The sequence below is a fragment of the Sphaerochaeta sp. S2 genome, assembly GCF_016406725.1.
GTDB lineage: Bacteria > Spirochaetota > Spirochaetia > Sphaerochaetales > Sphaerochaetaceae > Sphaerochaeta.
The window spans coordinates 1-17,341 of sequence record NZ_JAEKNT010000417.1; the positions used below are offsets into that span (position 1 = coordinate 1).

Consider the following 17,341-nt stretch of genomic DNA (forward strand, 5'->3'; position numbering starts at 1 on the left):
GGTACCTGCAAGGTGGGTTGGGCAGTGAAAGAGGCGGTATTCAGCTTCGATCGGTTCAGCAATGTAGATCCAGCACTTGGACCTGAGATGAGGTCGACCGGGGAGTCGATCGGATTGGGAAAGACCTTCGGGGAAGCTTTCGCAAAGAGCCAGATCAGCAGTGGTAACCGTCTTCCAGTCTCGGGAAAGGTATTTATCAGTGTCAATAAGAAGGATCGTAAGACCATCCTTCCTGTCGTAAGGAAGCTGGTCTCCCTAGGCTTCTCAATTGCAGCAACACAAGGGACTGCAGCCTTCCTCTTCGAGCAAGGAATCCTTGTTGAGGTAATGCAGAAGGTCCATGAAGGACACCCAAACATTACTGACTATCTACAGAAAAAACAGGTTGCTTTGGTGATAAACACACCAATGGGGTTCCATGCCCACCAGAGTGATGATGAAATCCGAAGCATTGCCATGCGTATGAAAATCCCCTACACCACCACCACAAGTGCTGCTGTAGCAGCTGTTGAAGCAATTGAATACCTGCAGAAAAAACAGGTTGTTGTTCGTGAGCTGACCTCTTAGGGGCAATTGCCTTTTGGTCTTCTATCATATAGTATGGGAATACTTTCTTAAGGAGACCAAAGGGACCGACTATGGCAGAAGAAGTATTTTCCCAACGAACAACTACCTGTGGATCACTGACCAAAGCTGACAATGGAGCTAAGGTGGTTCTCAACGGATGGGTACACCGTGACCGCAATCATGGGGCCCTGCATTTTATCAACCTCCGTGACCGCTACGGTATTACCCAGGTGGTAGTGGATGATGATGCCAGCAACGAACTTCAGGCAGTTGCAAATGAGCTGCACCTGGAGTACTGCATTGCAGTGACAGGGGTGGTGCGTCTCAGGCCCGATTCAATGGTCAATCCAGAAATGGTTACCGGTGAAGTTGAAGTTAAAGCTGAGAAGATTGAAATACTCAGTAAGTGTGCACCACTTCCATTCCAGATTGATGATGGCAATGAACCAAGGGAAGACCTGAGGCTTAAGTATCGCTATCTCGATCTCCGTACCCAGGGAATGCAGAAGCGGATGAAGCTTCGGCATGACTTCATTTTCGCCTGTCGCAAGTTCCTCACCAGTCGTGACTTCTATGAGATTGAAACCCCTACCATGATCAAGAGCACCCCAGAAGGGGCTCGAGACTTCCTGGTACCCAGTAGGATTTACCCTGGTAAGTTCTATGCTCTTCCCCAAAGCCCACAGCTCTTTAAGCAGATTCTGATGGTCGGCGGTATGGATAAGTACTTCCAGATCGCTCGCTGTTATCGTGATGAGGATGCCAGGGGGGATAGACAGCTGGAATTCACCCAGCTTGACCTGGAGATGAGCTTTGTCAAACGTGACGATGTCCTCTCCCTTATGGAGGACCTCTTTGGTTCCGTATTCAAGGAAGTAATGGATTATGACCTCCCTGCTCGATTCAGGAGACTCAGTTACCACGATGCACTGAATACCTATGGTTGTGACAAACCAGATCTTCGCTTCGACCTTCCCCTCTCAGATGTCAACGAATTGGCTCTGAAGAGCAGCTTTGCCACCTTCAAGGACATTGTTTCCCAGGGTGGATATGTAAAGGCAATCTGTGCTCCAAAGAGTGAAACAGTCGACTTCTCACGAAAGTATATTACCAGCCTCGAGGATGCAGCAAAGATCTACGGTGCACAGGGATTGGCTTGGATCAAGGTGGGAGAGAACAACACCTTCACCGGTGGTGTGAGCAAGTTCTTCGCTGGACTTGAAGAGGAACTCGTTTCAACCGTTGATGCAAAGGAAGGGGATATGATCCTCTTTGTTGCCCATAAAGACTGGAAGAAATGTTGTGCCAGCCTTAGTGCGGTTCGCACAAAGTTGGGCAAGGACCTGAACCTGATCAAAAAGAGTTTTGAGTTCTGCTGGATCGTTGACTTCCCCCTCTTTGAGTACAATGAGGATGAAGGACACTGGGAAGCTGCACACCATATGTTCAGCATGCCTCAGGCGGAGTACCTCGATACCCTTGAATCTGACCCCGGTAGCGTAAAGGGAGACCTGTATGACTTGGTCCTCAATGGATATGAGGTGGCCAGTGGCTCAATCCGTATCCATGATGTTGAACTCCAGAAGCGAATTTTCCGCATCTGTAATTTTGATGACGAAACTGCAGAGGAAAGGTTTGGCTTCCTGCTCAATGCCTTTAGATACGGAGCTCCTCCCCATGGCGGTATTGCCCCAGGGGTCGATAGAATGATCATGATCATGGCAGAGGAAACCTCGATCCATGAAGTCATTGCTTTCCCGAAGAATACAGCAGGAATATCACCAATGGATGATTCTCCGTCACTAGTTGACGAGAAGCAACTTGAAGACCTACACTTGATCGTCAAGTATCCTGAGCCAAAGAGCTGACAGAGAGCCCCGGGAAACCGGGGCCTTTTCTTACCAAGGAGGCACACCGAGCGTAGGTGTGAATTTTGGACATGAAGAAAAATCTTGCCTTGAAAGTTTCCTATCTCAATATATTCAGCAATATAGTTCTTGCCATCAGCAAGACTACAATTGGCTTTATCGCTCACTCTTCTGCCTTGCTTAATGATGGAATCAACAACGCAGGGGATGTGGTAAGCTCAATCATTGCCATGATCGGCATCTCAGCTGCATCCAAGGAGTCTGACGAGGATCATCAGTATGGGCATGAACGATTAGAATCAGTTGCTGCGATACTACTTTCGGGAATCATCATGGTTGTGGGATTTGGTCTCTTGGTCGACGGCATCTCAACCATCATTACCGGTAGTTACCATGACAACCCACTGCCTGGTGTCCTTGCTGTGATTGCAGCAATTGTATCCATAGTTATCAAGCAGTGCATGTTTCTCTATACTCGTTGGGCAGGAAAGAAGACTGACTCCTCTGCCTTGATGGCCTCTGCATGGGACTCCCAGAGTGATGTATTGGCAACCACAGGTGGTCTGATCGGCATCCTTGCCTCACGATTGGGCTACCCCATCGCTGATTCCATCGCAGCAATCATCATCTCCCTCTTTATCATTCGGGTCGGAATTGAAATATTCCGCGATGGCATCTACAAGATGGTTGACCACGCTTGCCCTGAGAAGACTGTGGAAGAGATTCGTCTCATCATTCTCGACCAGGAAGGGGTCAAGGGAATCGATTTATTGAGAACCCGCAGATTTGGTTCTCGTGCCTATGTGGATGTTGAGATTTCAGCAGAAGGGTCACAAAGCCTTGTTGAAGCTCACTGTATTGCCGAACGGGTCCACCACGCCATTGAAACCAGTTTCCCCCAAGTCAAACATTGCATGGTGCATGTAAATCCCTACAAACATAAAAAGCAGTAACACAAATGATTCTCATCCTAGAAAAATCATTCTGCATGAGCTATGCTATGGGCATAGGAGATAACTCATGGGTGAGAAGAAACATGTTCGTGCCGACTTTGTACCTGGACACTACCAGTTCGTTACAGACAAGGGATCCAGTTTTGAAATTGGCCCTTCCAGCGCGCCCTATGATTACCTGTTAGGTGCATTGAGTGGTTGTCTGTTTGTTACATTTGTGGAACTTGCTACAAAAATGCGTATCAGCTGGGAACATATCAGCTTTGATGTTGATGGAGAGAAGCGAGACGATCCTCCTACCACGCTTAAATCACTACATATCACAGTACAGGCCACTGGAGTGGACAACCAGAAGAAATTCCTGAAAGCCTTCGAGACGGCTTCCCGATACTGTTCTATCTACCAGACCATATCACAGGTAAGTGAGATGGATTACTCAGTGGATTTCCAATAGTACCATGGCAAGCAACGCCCGATATACCAATATTCTTCTCTTTGAGGCATTCGAGAGTGCCCTACGACAACTCTTGGCAGAGGATGAGATAGTGCTGTCCTGGCCGAAGGCAAAGACAAGTCTTGCCCACTGCTTGGCCTCCCAGTTGCAACTGAGCCTGAGAAAAGTACTCAGCCTTTCAGAGGATGCAGCAAATCCCAATTTTTTCTCCCTTCCAGGAAACATCAAGGTGGATATCCAGCGGGATGGGCTTGATGTGCTTGTCCATAACAGGAAAGGAACCAAGCTCCTGGGAATCATTCTTGGTAATGATTATCTTTCCAAGGGTCAGCAGAACCATCTTCTCCAGGTCCAGGAGGAGGGATGCCAACTTATACTGGGAGTATCTTTCCTCCCCCAGAGGGAGTACATTCTGCTCTATAGTCCAAAGCAAGATAGTTTGGAGTATTATCATTTCAACAAGGCTGACGGTACCACGACTCATCTTAAACAGAAGGATGTGGACGGAGAGGAAGATACCTTGCAACTGTTGTTGGGTATCAAGGAACGGAAAAAGAAGCGAAAGAAACAGGTCATCGAACGGGATCTATAACCCTGCTTCGTCCTGTCATTTTATCCACTGTCCGTTTATGGGCATCTTCACAGCCATGCCAAGGCTTATCTGCATTCTCCGACTTGTACTTCTGTGTCATCCAATGCACATCTTTTGCCATCCTATCGAGGTTGGCAACCTCAAGTTGAGCCATTGCTCGTACAAACTCTGGATATAACTTGGGGGAAAGCGCTTTCTGCCCAATCTCCAGCAGGAGGGTAAAGTGATGAAGACAGAAACCCTTCCCTTGTGAGAGGGCCTCACGGAAGGAAGAATCCTCTCCCCATAGATAACAGGTCGTGTACAGGTACCGCTGGAGTCGCTCTTCCATAGCTGAACAGACAAGACACCCTTTCTCTCGTGAAGCAATTACCGCTTGAAAAGCTCCTACCGCTTTCTTCGCCTGTCTTGGACTGTTTGCTGACAAAAGCCCATTGATTGCAGCCTCAGCCTTGGCTCTTGTTGTTTCCAGGTAGGTATCCCCCATCAGGGCAACTCCCTGGGGCTTGTTTGCTGCAGCAAGCATACGCCAGTGTTTGGGACAGAAACCATGCTCATTCACCCGCACCCTGGTCTCTGGGTTCATGACAGAGTTGCCCAGATAGAAGTTGATTGCATCCTTCTGGGCCTCTGCCATAAGGCTGCAGATGAAACATTCACAGTTTTCCTGCACGCCATCCCAAACAGGAATTGTCTCCAATTCAATCTTCATATTATTTTGACCCGTACTTCATGCGCATCAGCTGTTTCAGTCTTGGTTCCGGCAATTCCCTCACCTCATACTCCCCGCCGCCCATCTGCTTGGTGATAACGGTCATCTGCGCTGCACGCTCGAGCAATTCCATCTTGTCAAAAGCCTCGAGCATCGTTCGCCCAAGGGCTACCGCCCCATGGTTTTCCAGGAGCAGTACATCATGATCAAAGGAACTGGCAGCAACCTGCTCGGCAAGGTCCACTGTTCCCATCAGTCGATACTCAACATACGCTGGATCCTCAAGGATATAATATGACTCTGCGATCAGATGCGTGTTGATGGCACTCTTTCCATCCTTGGTGATGGCAGTGAACGCAGAAACATAGGTTGGATGGGCGTGCACAATTGCCTGGATGTCTGGACGTGCTACGAGGATCAGGCGATGCATCTCAGTTTCGATACTGAGAGGTAGATTCGGTGTCAGATTCTTCCCGTCCAAGGTTACTACAGCAATATCATCAGGAGTGAGTAATCCTTTGTCGAGCGCACTGGGGGTGATGCAAAAAAGATCCTTGCTGATCCGCATGCTAATATTGCCCCCACTGGCGGTGGTAAGTTGTCGATCGTACAGGCGGGTCATGAAAGAAGCTACCTGCCTGCGGTATTTTTCATATTTTTTGGTTTCCATACAGCGAGTATACCATGAGAGGCCAAGGTTAGGGAACGTAAAACCTCATTGCTGGTACCTTGAGAAGGCAAGATGCATTTGCTACAATGGCCCCTGTTCGAATACTAAGGAGATGTATCAAGATGAGGATGTCCAAACTCTTTTCCAAAACCCTGAGAGAAGCCCCAAACGGTGCTGATAGCAAGGGGTATGAATATCTGCTGCGAGCAGGCTTTATCCGCCAGTTGGGAGCTGGCATCTTCACCTTGCTCCCGTTTGGGTTCAGTGCGACCAAGAAAATAGAACAAGTCATTCGTGAAGAGATGAATGCAATCGGAGGCCAAGAGATCCTGATGCCGCTGGTCAATCCTGCGGATATCTGGAAGGAGACCGGCCGATTCTACAGCATCGACCGCGAGATGAGTAGATTCAATGACCGCGCGGGAAGAGATATGGTCCTTGCCATGACCCATGAGGAAGCTGTAACCGATCTCGCCCGTGGAGAGATTGACAGCTACAAGCGGCTTCCACTGCTTGTGTATCAGATCCAGACCAAGTGGAGGGATGATCCCCGTCCTCGTGCAGGTCTTATCAGGGTGAGAGAGTTCACCATGAAGGACAGTTACTCCTTCGATATTGACCAGGAAGGGCTGGATAAACAGTATGCTGAACATTATAAAGCCTACTTCAGGATTTTCAGTCGTTGTGGCTTACCCGTTATCGTCGTAGGTGCAGACAGCGGCATGATGGGTGGCAAGATCAGCCACGAATATATGTACCTCTCACCCATTGGAGAGGACACCATCATTACCTGTCCTGCGTGCCATTATACAGCAAACCGCCAGGTGGCTACCTTCAAGAAAACCTACTACAGCGAGGAAATGAAAGAAACAGAAAAGGTGCTTACCCCTGATTGCAAGACCATCGAAGAGCTTGCCGCATTCCTCAAGATAGAGAAACACCAGACGGCTAAGGCAGTATTCCTGGTAGGGACCTTCATCAATGATACCAACGGGGAGGAAGAGGAAAAACTCATTGTTGGCATCATCAGAGGGGACCTGGAGGTAGAAGAGAACAAACTTCAGAATGCAGTCAAGGCAAACTCACTCAGACCAGCCCACCCAGAGGAAATTACTGCAAAGAAGATGGTTCCCGGCTATGGTTCAGCCATTGGTTGCGCAGATGATGTTCTTGTGGTGGTTGATGATTCAGTGGCAAAAAGCAACAACCTGGTCGCTGGTGCAAATGAAGAGGGATATCACCTGCTTAATACCAACTATGGCAGGGACTACCAGGGAGAAGTTGCTGATATTGCAAGTGCAAGCGGTGGCCATGCCTGTCCTGAATGCGGAGAACCCCTGGTTGCCTCGAAGGGCGTGGAAGTAGGAAACATCTTCCAGTTGAACACCCGATACAGTGAGAGCATGAACTGTACCTACCAAGATGAGAACGGTGTCCGCCGACCTGTGATCATGGGGTCCTATGGTATCGGAGTTGGACGTCTGCTTGCCTGTCTTGCAGAGAACTACAGTGATGAGAAGGGACTCAGCTTACCGATCAGCGTTGCTCCAATGCAGGTCCACTTGGTGAGCCTGGTAAAGGACGCCCAAGTAGCCGAAACCATCTATCAGTCACTCACCCAGGCAGGTATTGAGGTTCTCTATGATGACCGAAAGGAATCAGCCGGTGTCAAGTTTGCTGATGCTGACCTTATCGGCCTCCCGATTCGCATTACCTTGGGGAACCGTTCCCTGAAGGAAGGAAAGGTGGAGGTGAAACTCAGAAGCAATCTTGAAGAGTCTTTCTCCTTCGGTGTTGATACCGTAGTAGAGGAAACCCTCAGCCTGATCGCGAAACTCAAGGATGAATTGGCCTCCCAGATTGTAGAGACTGAGTGGCAGAACAACTAATCTCAAACAAAGAACAGAAAAATATCCCCTGGTCAATATGCATTGATCAGGGGATTGTTGTATTCCTGGGATGAAAATGTGTTAGTTGGCACCCATCTTCTTCAACTGATTGATTATATAGGTGCGTTTTGCTGCCTTGGCATATTCAAGCACAGAGTGGCCCTGGTAATCACGGGCATTGATATCAGCACCGGCTTTCAGCAAGGCTGTTACAACACGTGTCTCGGGATTGCTGTTTACTGCCATGATCAAGGCAGTCTCCCCAAGATAGTTTCGCGCATTCAAGTCAGCACCGGCTTTCAGCAATTCTTCGATGATCTTGGGGCTGGTACTCTTGTTGGCTGCAAGGTGAAGAGCATTTGAGCGATACTTAGGCTCAGCCTCTTGAATATCTGCTCCTGCTTCCAGCAATGCCTTCAGTACATTCACGGATGAATTGTACTGAGCCGCCAGCATAATAGGAGTAAGACCCCACTCATTCTGGGTATGAATATCTGCACCCTGCTCAAGTAGACTTTTCACTTCTTTCACTTTGGTAGCAGAAACTGATGCTGCCAGCAATTTCTTGTTCAGAGTCTCTTCTCGTTTTGACATATGCAGAATATCTCCTTACTCATTATTTGAATTATACTTACTATAAGCAGTATCCCAATTTTTCTTAAAATTGTACAGTCTTGTACCTAGTTTTCACCCAATTTCATCGCTCCATGATCCTTTTGCATTCTTTTGGATTTGCTTCATCACACATATATGCAGTATGATAAACCCATGGTAACAAAGGAAATCATCAAACAAGTCCCTAAAGTAGAACTCCACGACCACCTTGATGGAGGGTTGAGAATCCAGACCATTCTCAGCCTAGCCAAAGCACAAGGCATCACCCTTCCCACTGAGGACCCTGAAGAACTCCACCAGTGGTTTGTCAGGGGAGGTAAGCAAAAAAGCCTCTCCCTGTATCTTGAATCATTTGCTCTGACCACCAAGGTCATGCAGAGCAGTGCAGCATTGCATCGTGTCGCCTTTGAGGCTGTAGAAGATCTTGCTGCTGAGAATGTGTGCTATGCAGAAATCCGGTTTGCTCCAATCCTTCACACAGAGGGCGGACTGTCCTTGGAAGAAGCGGTACAAGCTGTGCTTGACGGCCTGCAACAGGGAACACGAAAAACGGGAATGCCCACCGGACTGATCCTTTGCGCCATGCGCAACCAATCACCGAGTGTCAGCAAGAGCATTGCAGAACTCGCTGTTGCCTTCGCCGATCGTGGTGTTGTTGGATTCGACCTTGCCGGCGATGAGATCGGGTACCCTGCCAAGAAACATCTTGACGCATTCCAATTCATCAGAAGCAAGAACTTCAATATAACCATCCATGCAGGGGAAGCCTTCGGGGTGGAGTCCATCTGGCAAGCCGTCCAACTGTGTGGGGCTCATCGTATCGGCCATGGCGTTCGATTGGTGGAGGATATGGGGATTGAAGGTACAAGAATCGAGAAAATGGGTTCTCTTGCAGCCTTCATCCTTGACCGGAGAATACCGATGGAGATGTGTCTTACCAGCAATGTTGGGACAGGGGCTGTGAAAGATTATGACAGCCACCCCTTCCCCATCCTCTTCAGAAACAAGTTCAGGGTATTCCTTTGCAGTGATAACCGCTTGATGAGTGACACCACGGTAACCAAGGAGATGGAGCTTGCAGTCCAGTACTACAACCTGACCATCCGGGACCTTGAGAAGATCACGATCAATGCGATGAAGTCAGCCTTCATCCATCATGACCAGAAACTCTCAATCATCTATGATGTGATCAAGCAGCAATATGCCGAGATTCGCCAGAAGTACGATCTTCAGGACTAGAGTGTCCGCCTGAATACTTCCAGAGGATTGATCCTCATACGGATCCTGCAGTACAGGTACCCGAATATCAAACCACTGAGATGAGTTAGGTGTGCAACATTTCCACCAGCTCCAAATACATGGCTGGAAAGTTCAATGAGAGCATACAAGATGACCAGAATTGGGGCTCTGATGGGAATCAGTCCAAAGACGAAGATTACCGAGTAAGGGTAGAAGACTGCGAACATCAAGAGCACCCCGTAGATAGCTCCCGATGCACCCACAAGGATGACATTCGTCCCGGCAAGATAGTAACTGAAGAAGCTGACAATTCCACTGAACAGACCAGTCAGGAGATAGAACAGGAGAAACTCCTTGCTTCCTATCCTACGTTCAACCATCGAGCCAAAAATGAAAAGACTCAGCATATTGAATAGTAGATGACTGAACCCTCCATGCACAAACATATAGGTGAAAGGTTGCCAGAGATATCCTCCCAATACCAAGGAAGGAATCATTGCAAGATAGTAGGTAAGCCTTGGGTAGACCATCGAGGTGACAAGATACACCAAGACGTTGATGATAACCAACTTGAGCGTAACATTTTTATAGGTAGTATCCCGGAATCTCCGGTTCAAAATAGTACTCTTTTTCATAAACATACAGTATATAGGGAAGGAGCCAACGTCAATTGAGCAAAATTTGCACACCTTTTTGCGAGTGTGAAAGCAATGCACACTCCTTTTCCATCCCTACCCCCATTTGAACGCTCTATTCCCTGTTTTGCTCTTGGCACGCTTATTGCATTGTTTTAGATAGAACAGAGCAACATTTTTTTCATACTCCTCCTTTTATACCGACAGGGTGCCAAGAGATTTTCCCCAAACCTCTTTTGGCACCCTCCTTTTTGCCCGTCTCTGTGCAATTTTTAAATAGTGTAACAATTTTTCACACCACTATTCCACTTAGTTCACGTCAAATTACTGACTTTTAGTGATTATTTATTGCTTAATGTGCTGTTTCTGGATAATTGGCACACTAGTTGCAATACTATAGGCAGAACAGAGCAACAGTTTTTTTCAAACCTCCTTAAAGTGTGATTTCTTTGGTGCCAGCGGTTCTCTCTCCCCACCCCACAATACCGCTGGCACCATCTTTATGCTCTTCCGACTCCTTCAAATGTTTGCTATAGTTGGATCATGGCAACAAGCAGAAGGGACCGTGCAGACTCCTATACAAAACGAGCACACAAGGAAGGCTATCCAGCTCGCTCCGTCTATAAACTGGAAGAGCTACAACAACATTTCAACCTGGTTAAGAGTGGGGACTCCGTATTGGATGTCGGAGCAGCTCCGGGATCGTGGACACTATATACACACAGAAACCTCATCAAGGGAAAAGGAAGCATCATAGCTGTTGACCTGAATCCCTTGAACCTGAATCCAGTACCTCCAACGGTCACCGCGTATGTGGGCGATGCGTTCTCGAAGGATATCAGGGAAATCTTGGTGCAACATGGTCCGTATAATGCAATCATCAGCGATGCAGCTCCTATGACGATGGGAAACAGAAGTGTCGATACAGCGAGGAGTGAGAACCTCGCAGAACAGGTCATCTATCTTGCCAAGGACCATCTAAAGCCCCATGGAAATCTTGTGGTGAAGATCTTTCAGGGTGGAGGACAGGTTGAACTCCTGCAATTGATGAGAACTCTCTTCAATAAAGTAAAACCCTACAAGCCAAAGGCCTGCAGGGATGACTCATTCGAGATTTATCTGGTGGGGTTGGACAGGAAGGATTCCTGATCAGGCTTTCCGGGCACGTGCCAGGTTCTTGGCTGCTCCTTGATGATCAACCAACTCCAATGTTCTCGTGAAGAACTCAATTGCTGTCCCCTTGTCATTGAAGTGATCAAGTGCCAGGCATCCAAGATTGTTCCATGCTTCCGCCTGTGAAGGATCATCTTGTACGATACGTTCATATAATGAACGCGCATCTTCAGGATTAGAGACCATGCGTTTTTCAGCCTCAGGAAGAAGTGCACATGCATCTAAAGCCTTGGTATAGTTTTTTTCAGAGGAGAGCAAATCCAAGCGGAGCCTCATCAGGTACTCCTCTTTTTCAGATGGATTATCATCCAAGGCGGATGTATACCAATGTATTGCTTCCTCCCCTTTTCCGGAAAGGTAGGCGATATCTCCAAGCAAACGGCATAGACGCAAGCTCTCTCCGTAGCGTAGGACGGCCTTTACCAAAACATCATAGGCCTTTTCCTTGTCCCCCGAGCCAAGCGCTATCAGGGCAAGATTATAATGCAACCCCATGGAGGGTCCCTCATGGTTTATGAGCTTGTGGGTGAAGCTTTCAGCCTCCTCCCATTTGTTCTGCACCATTGCATTAAGCATCCTTCGCTGATAATACCATTTTATCGGATCCATAATTCCCCCAGATAGTGATGCTGGGCATCAGCCCAACACCACTTTTCTCAGTCATTAAAGTACAAAGAGTCCGATGATCATCAATATAGTGATGGTCGTCACACCCTGTACCAAGGTCACACCGGTTTGGGTCTTGTATGCCGTTGCCGTGTCCATATCGGAGAACTGCGATACAACCCAGAAGTAACTGTCGTTCGCATGGGAAACAGTCATGGAACCTGCTCCGATCGACAGCAGAGCCAAAACCTTTGCAATCTCACTGGTCCATCCAAGCTGCCCCATCAAGGGAGCGAGCATGGCACTGGTAACAATCATGGCAACAGTTGATGCACCCATGGCGCTCTTGAGCAGTGCTGCAATGATGAACGGAATAAGAAGACCTGCATTCAACTGCATCAAGCTACCTGAGAGCACTTCTGCAATCGGGAGTGTCTTAAGAACTGCACCGAAAGCACCACCTGCACCTGTTATTGCCAGGATGCTGGCTGAACTGTGGATACCATCACTGATCCAGGAGAAAGCAGTTCCTTTCCCCTCCTTCTTGGGTATCAAGGTGACTGCAAGGCCTACACCAAGAATAAGTGCAGTTACCGGGTTACCAATGAAGTCAAAGAAAGCCTTTGCCCCTCCCTCTCCAAACGGTGCAGAGGGAAAATCTGCAACAGACTTGAGAGCGATGAGGATGATGGGAAGGAGAATGGGAGCAAATGAACGCATTGCATTGGGGAGCTTTCCGTACTTTTCAACCAACTCTTCCAGAGAAACCTCCGGGTTTGCAGGGATATCGAACTTGCTGGAAATCTTCAGTGCATAGAGGTACCCAACCAACATGACAGGAATGGAAACCAGCAATCCTACCAGAATGACCAAACCCAAATCTGCATTCAATGTACCAGCCATGATAATCGGTCCCGGGGTTGGTGGAACAAGGCAGTGGGTTGCATAAAGGCCAGAACTCAGACAGGTTGCCATAACGGCCAGGGAGACTCCACTTTTTGCCGCAAGGGCGCGGTTAATGGGGGAAAGGATCACAAAGCCCGAGTCACAGAAGACTGGGATACTGACAATGTAGCCGGTCAGACTCATGGTCAAGGGAGCTCGTTTCTTTCCTACCAGTCCCAGAATTGAATTTGCCATCGTCAATGCTGCACCGGTCTTTTCCAGGATTGTACCAATAATAGTACCAGCAATAATGACAATACCGATGCTGCCCAGGATTGAGCCAAAACCACTGGTGAGTGTGTTGATCAAGTCATCAACAGACATTCCTCCCAGTATTCCAACAAAGTATCCCGCAAGCAACAGAACAATGAATGGATGCCACTTGAATCGTGAAATCAGAAGCACCATTCCTACAACTGCGACAATAATGACCAGAAATAGATACCATCCTGCCATATCGTTCCTCCTACTCTCTCTATCGTTTTCCCTATCCTTCCAGGATAAGGCTAGAACCCGTTCCGTTATGGAAATGAATTGAAGAATGTTCGGTAGCTAGATTGATCGCTTCTGCCCCAGAACAGTGGTTGATACCCAGTATCTCAATTCCCTTCTCCTGGAATACCTGGATACTTCTATCAGTCCTTGAACTATCTGCCTCGACCAAGTGAGTCCCTCCCAGCAGTGCATATACCGGCTTGTTGAAGGCTTGTTGCACAGAGTCCAACATGTTCAGGATCCCTGGATGGGAACAGCCCACCAGCATGACAAGACCCTTTCCTGTCTCAACTACCAACAGCACCTCATCATCAAAGCGGTCTTCAACCCAACCAGCTTGTTCCCTCAGAACAAATCTTGGATGAATGGTCTCCTCTGCATGACTTCGTTTGAAATGGGTAAGCGCCCATACTCCAAGAGCAATTTCTGTTCTTCCGGTAATGGTATTGTGGGTGATCCCCTGTTCCTTGATGTATTCCTGGTCAAAATCATTGCCAAGATACTGGTATGAAGCGTTGAAACGTGCATACTTTTCTGCAAAGAACCCCTGTCCTGTATGGAGGGTAAAGGCTCTATCTGTCCGTGATTGGACAAATGATTGAAACCCACCACTATGGTCATAGTGACCATGACTGAGCACCACATGATCTACGCTATCCAATTGCTTTCTTAAGAGTTTGGCATTTTTGAGAAAGGCATTACTGCGTCCTGTATCAAACAGAATACTAGACTTTCCAGTCTCAATCAGGAACGAGAGCCCATGTTCGGTGATCAGGCCGGTGTGTTCTCCCTGTGTGTTTTCGATCAAGGTAGTTATTTCTATAGGCATTGCAAAACCTTCAAATGTGTACTAACAGGTCAGAGGTCTGACAAGTTGACTATACCATAAACCCACATCTCAGGTTTTGTCAAATAAAATATTTAGAGAGTTCCGAAATAGTGTTGGATGTCCTTCAAGGCATTTCTCAGGTGGTCTTCCATTGCCTGGGATGCTTCTTTCTGGTCATGGGAGAGGATAGCTTGAAGCAGACGCCCGTGTTCTTCAATGGATGATTCCAGTCGCCCAGGTGCATGAAGACTGGCATACCAACCTTCATTAAGTGTCTGGTCCATCGTCCTCATCAAGACAGCCAAGGTACGATTCTTGGTTGCCTTTGCAACAGCAAGGTGAAAGGCACTGTCACTGCTTATGGATTCAATAACATCCCCGGTTTTTACTTTTTCAACAAACGTATCATAACAGGATTGGAGTGCTTCCAAATCTTTTTGTTCAGCAAATCGACAGGCAAGGGATGCAGCATGAGGCTCAATTAAAAGCCTTACCTCAAAGTGTTCCCGCAGTGCCTCTGCATTTTCCACTACTCAGTTCTTCACCGGGTGGGATTGCTCGGAAGGATCACTGACAAACACCCCTTTTCCCTGATATACCTTCACCACTCCGGATACTTCAAGCATCCTTAGTGCTTCACGAATTGAAGATCGACTTACCTCAAGCTTTTTTACGAGCTCTTTTTCACTGTAGAGCTTATCCCCAGGTTTGAGGTGCTCCTCTTTGATAATCTCTTTAATTGCATCGGTAACCATGATCGATACACGTTCTTTTTTCAGGGACTGCATGGGGCTATCGTATCGTGAAGCGAATAAATCTGCAAGACAATCCACCTCTGGCATAGAAAACTCCTATCTTCTATACTGAGTGTATGAAACAGAACGTACAGCTCGTTGTCATTGACGGTCAGGGTGGAAGCTTGGGAAAAGCGCTTGTTGCGGTAATCAAGAAAACATTCAGAGAGGTGGAAGTACTGGGAATTGGGACCAACAGCCTGGCAGCCAGTGCCATGCTAAAAAGCGGTGCTGATGCAATTGCAACCGGTGAGAATCCTGTCATTGTGGCATGCAGGAATGCTGACCTTATCGTGGGCCCACTGGGAATCCTTACCTCTGATGCACTCCATGGAGAGATCACTCCAGCAATGGCGGTGGCAATCGCCCAGAGCAAGGCTCACAAGATTCTTGTTCCCATCAGCAAATGCAATGTGACAATCGTAGGAATACAGGAGGCCCCCCTGTCCATGATGATTGACTTCACATTGGAGGAGATCAGGCGTTTCCTTGACAGCACTCTGCCTAGTCGGTAAAATACGTCACAACATGCCTCATGAAGGGGCATATTCCTGATTCATTACCTATGTACACAAGAGAGCCATGAAGGCAAAGAAGAGTACTACTTTTTTGCTTGCATGGCCCTCTTTTTTTGGGAGCATACCTTGGAACGATATACACAGCCACTTTCAGACAACCATACCCTGGAAGTCTATAATCATGACCAACTCATTTTTTCAGAAAATGGGCACTGGCTTACCCCACTCTTTGCATTCGAACGATTTCTAGAAACCTATACAGGAGAAAGGGATTGTCTCAGTGCTCATGACACGGCTGCAGGAAAAGCCGCTGCATTGCTTATGGCCCGCTTTGGCATACATCGTGCCCATATCAATCTGATCAGTGAACTTGCCATCGAATATTATCAACAGCATGGAATAACCGTCTCCTATGAAAAACGCATAGAACGACTGCAATGCAAGACCGAGGAGTTGCTCGGAGAAATGCATGACCAGGAGCAGATGTACAGACTTCTGAGAAAGCGTGCAAAACTGGTACGAGGGGTCTCTGTACGTATAGAAAACCTCTCTTTCTCCTACCCAGAGCGTCCGCCTATCCTGCAAGACCTCTCCTTCCATCTTGAGGAAGGGGAGAGACTACTCATCCTAGGAGACAATGGAATGGGGAAGACTACACTGCTCTCCCTCTTGATGGGAAAACTCAAACCCACCAAGGGAACGATTCTTATCGGGGAGGACGAGGTAACCCACCTGGAAAAAAGAACGATCGGGTACATAAGGCAACAACAACAAGAGCAGCAGTTCCCAGTCTCAGCCCGTGAAGTGGTAGCTATGGCATGCGATCCCACTCTCACAAGGGAAGAGAGGCAGTGGGAGATCGACACTGCCCTAAGAAGAACAAAGATAGAGCATCTTGCTGAGAGGAATTTCTTCACACTCAGCGGAGGAGAGAGGCAAAAGGTTTCTCTCTCGAGGACGCTCTGCCAGAAAGCAAGATTGCTCCTCCTTGATGAACCCACCTCTTTCCTGGATGCAAAAAGTCGATCTACGCTTGTTGAAGTACTCCAAAGCCTTACAGTGGGAGAGATGCCGACCATTATCATTGTCACCCATGACAAGGCACTGGAAAAGGATTTGGGATGGCCAACTCTCCATTTGGGGGGTACCTATGAGTGATTTCCTCTACGCACTCACCCTACCTCCGGTAATGAAGGGACTGCTTGCCATGGCCATTGCCGGGCTCAGTTTTCCAGCAAGCGGGGTCATGGTTCTTCGCCTAGACCTGGTACCGATGCGTTATATGCTGATGCATGGGGTTATCCTTGGGGGAGCCATCTCCCTGGCGCTCTCCCTGCCGATACTACCGCTCAGCATTGCCCTGAATATTCTCTTGGTTTTGGCTATGATGCGACTGGCTAAGGATACCCGTCATGGGTTCGGCCTTGCCAGTGCTGCTGGTATGGTCTTTACCATGGCAGCAGCTTCCTTAGTGATGCATTTGTGGGACGTTCCTGCAAAGGATACATTACAACTACTCTGGGGAAGTCCATTTGCGCTTGCTTGGGCAGATATCGTGGTACTGATCGGCATCGCCCTCATTTTGGCCATCTACCTGCTTGCAAACTTCAGGACGGTAAGTGCCATCTTCTTCGATCAGGAAATTGCCCAATCCCTGGGAATACCGGTAAAGGCACACTACACTGCCATGGTACTGGTCATTGCCTTGGTGATTGCATTTGCCATGAAACTACTTGGTGCCTTGCACATTGATGCACTGCTCATCCTTCCCGTCCTCGTTGCAGGAA

General features: G+C 47.9%; 19 protein-coding genes and 1 pseudogene. 11 read left to right on the forward strand and 9 right to left on the reverse strand.

What is annotated here, in order from left to right:
- The 5 genes and pseudogenes from carB to JF818_RS12100 form a co-directional block, all read left to right on the forward strand.
- Positions 1 to 567: pseudogene (carB, locus tag JF818_RS12080) on the forward strand (carbamoyl phosphate synthase large subunit); the annotation flags it as partial.
- Between the two features lie 71 nt (positions 568 to 638).
- A complete protein-coding gene (gene aspS / locus JF818_RS12085; RefSeq protein WP_198892252.1) occupies positions 639 to 2,435 on the forward strand; it encodes an aspartate--tRNA ligase in 1,797 nt (598 codons plus the stop codon).
- 71 nt (positions 2,436 to 2,506) lie between these two features.
- Positions 2,507 to 3,388, forward strand: coding sequence for a cation diffusion facilitator family transporter (locus JF818_RS12090; RefSeq protein ID WP_198892253.1), 882 nt, complete (start codon positions 2,507 to 2,509; stop codon positions 3,386 to 3,388).
- Positions 3,389 to 3,455: 67 nt separating this feature from the next.
- Positions 3,456 to 3,842, forward strand: coding sequence for an OsmC family protein (locus tag JF818_RS12095; RefSeq protein WP_198892254.1), 387 nt, complete (start codon positions 3,456 to 3,458; stop codon positions 3,840 to 3,842).
- A 4-nt stretch (positions 3,843 to 3,846) separates the two neighbouring features.
- Positions 3,847 to 4,434, forward strand: coding sequence for a hypothetical protein (locus JF818_RS12100; RefSeq protein ID WP_198892255.1), 588 nt, complete (start codon positions 3,847 to 3,849; stop codon positions 4,432 to 4,434).
- Here JF818_RS12100 and JF818_RS12105 read toward each other — a convergent pair.
- Complete coding sequence (locus JF818_RS12105) at positions 4,415 to 5,146, reverse strand: DUF6062 family protein (RefSeq protein WP_198892256.1); 732 nt, start codon at positions 5,144 to 5,146, stop codon at positions 4,415 to 4,417. The genes JF818_RS12100 and JF818_RS12105 overlap by 20 nt on opposite strands.
- 1 nt (position 5,147) lies before the next feature.
- A complete protein-coding gene (locus JF818_RS12110; RefSeq protein ID WP_198892257.1) occupies positions 5,148 to 5,816 on the reverse strand; it encodes a class II aldolase/adducin family protein in 669 nt (222 codons plus the stop codon).
- A gap of 122 nt (positions 5,817 to 5,938) precedes the next feature.
- Between JF818_RS12110 and JF818_RS12115 the strand changes: the two genes are divergently transcribed.
- Entirely contained in the window at positions 5,939 to 7,705 is a 1,767-nt protein-coding gene (locus JF818_RS12115) for a proline--tRNA ligase (RefSeq protein ID WP_198892258.1), read from the forward strand.
- Between the two features lie 81 nt (positions 7,706 to 7,786).
- On the opposite strand, the gene JF818_RS12120 is transcribed toward JF818_RS12115, so the two are convergent.
- Entirely contained in the window at positions 7,787 to 8,299 is a 513-nt protein-coding gene (locus tag JF818_RS12120; RefSeq protein ID WP_198892259.1) for an ankyrin repeat domain-containing protein, read from the reverse strand.
- A 174-nt stretch (positions 8,300 to 8,473) separates the two neighbouring features.
- Here JF818_RS12120 and JF818_RS12125 point away from each other — a divergent pair, with 174 nt between their 5' ends.
- The gene (locus JF818_RS12125) at positions 8,474 to 9,559 is read left to right on the forward strand and encodes an adenosine deaminase (RefSeq protein ID WP_233067591.1); all 1,086 of its coding nucleotides are present in this window, start codon (positions 8,474 to 8,476) and stop codon (positions 9,557 to 9,559) included.
- Here JF818_RS12125 and JF818_RS12130 read toward each other — a convergent pair.
- Entirely contained in the window at positions 9,556 to 10,194 is a 639-nt protein-coding gene (locus JF818_RS12130; RefSeq protein WP_198892261.1) for a rhomboid family intramembrane serine protease, read from the reverse strand. The genes JF818_RS12125 and JF818_RS12130 overlap by 4 nt on opposite strands.
- Before the next feature lie 543 nt (positions 10,195 to 10,737).
- Here JF818_RS12130 and JF818_RS12135 point away from each other — a divergent pair.
- Complete coding sequence (locus JF818_RS12135) at positions 10,738 to 11,343, forward strand: RlmE family RNA methyltransferase (protein ID WP_198892262.1); 606 nt, start codon at positions 10,738 to 10,740, stop codon at positions 11,341 to 11,343.
- Here the strand turns inward: JF818_RS12135 and JF818_RS12140 are convergent, their stop codons facing one another.
- The 5 genes from JF818_RS12140 to JF818_RS16450 form a co-directional block, all read right to left on the reverse strand.
- Positions 11,344 to 11,976, reverse strand: a complete 633-nt coding sequence (locus JF818_RS12140) for a lipopolysaccharide assembly protein LapB (protein ID WP_198892263.1) — start codon at positions 11,974 to 11,976, stop codon at positions 11,344 to 11,346.
- 54 nt (positions 11,977 to 12,030) lie between these two features.
- On the reverse strand, positions 12,031 to 13,374 hold the full coding sequence (locus JF818_RS12145) for a GntP family permease (protein WP_198892264.1): 1,344 nt from the start codon (positions 13,372 to 13,374) through the stop codon (positions 12,031 to 12,033).
- Positions 13,375 to 13,405: 31 nt separating this feature from the next.
- Complete coding sequence (locus JF818_RS12150; protein ID WP_198892265.1) at positions 13,406 to 14,242, reverse strand: MBL fold metallo-hydrolase; 837 nt, start codon at positions 14,240 to 14,242, stop codon at positions 13,406 to 13,408.
- 92 nt (positions 14,243 to 14,334) lie between these two features.
- Entirely contained in the window at positions 14,335 to 14,772 is a 438-nt protein-coding gene (locus JF818_RS16445) for a FadR/GntR family transcriptional regulator (RefSeq protein WP_370570335.1), read from the reverse strand.
- Between the two features lie 3 nt (positions 14,773 to 14,775).
- Complete coding sequence (locus JF818_RS16450) at positions 14,776 to 15,084, reverse strand: FadR/GntR family transcriptional regulator (RefSeq protein ID WP_233067620.1); 309 nt, start codon at positions 15,082 to 15,084, stop codon at positions 14,776 to 14,778.
- A gap of 29 nt (positions 15,085 to 15,113) precedes the next feature.
- Here JF818_RS16450 and JF818_RS12160 point away from each other — a divergent pair, with 29 nt between their 5' ends.
- From JF818_RS12160 to JF818_RS12170, 3 genes are all read left to right on the forward strand, one after another.
- A complete protein-coding gene (locus JF818_RS12160; RefSeq protein ID WP_198892266.1) occupies positions 15,114 to 15,551 on the forward strand; it encodes a DUF3842 family protein in 438 nt (145 codons plus the stop codon).
- Between the two features lie 129 nt (positions 15,552 to 15,680).
- Positions 15,681 to 16,712, forward strand: coding sequence for a DUF1893 domain-containing protein (locus JF818_RS12165; RefSeq protein WP_198892267.1), 1,032 nt, complete (start codon positions 15,681 to 15,683; stop codon positions 16,710 to 16,712).
- On the forward strand, positions 16,705 to 17,341 hold a 637-nt coding region (locus tag JF818_RS12170), incomplete at its 3' end, for a metal ABC transporter permease (RefSeq protein ID WP_198892268.1). The genes JF818_RS12165 and JF818_RS12170, both read left to right, overlap by 8 nt.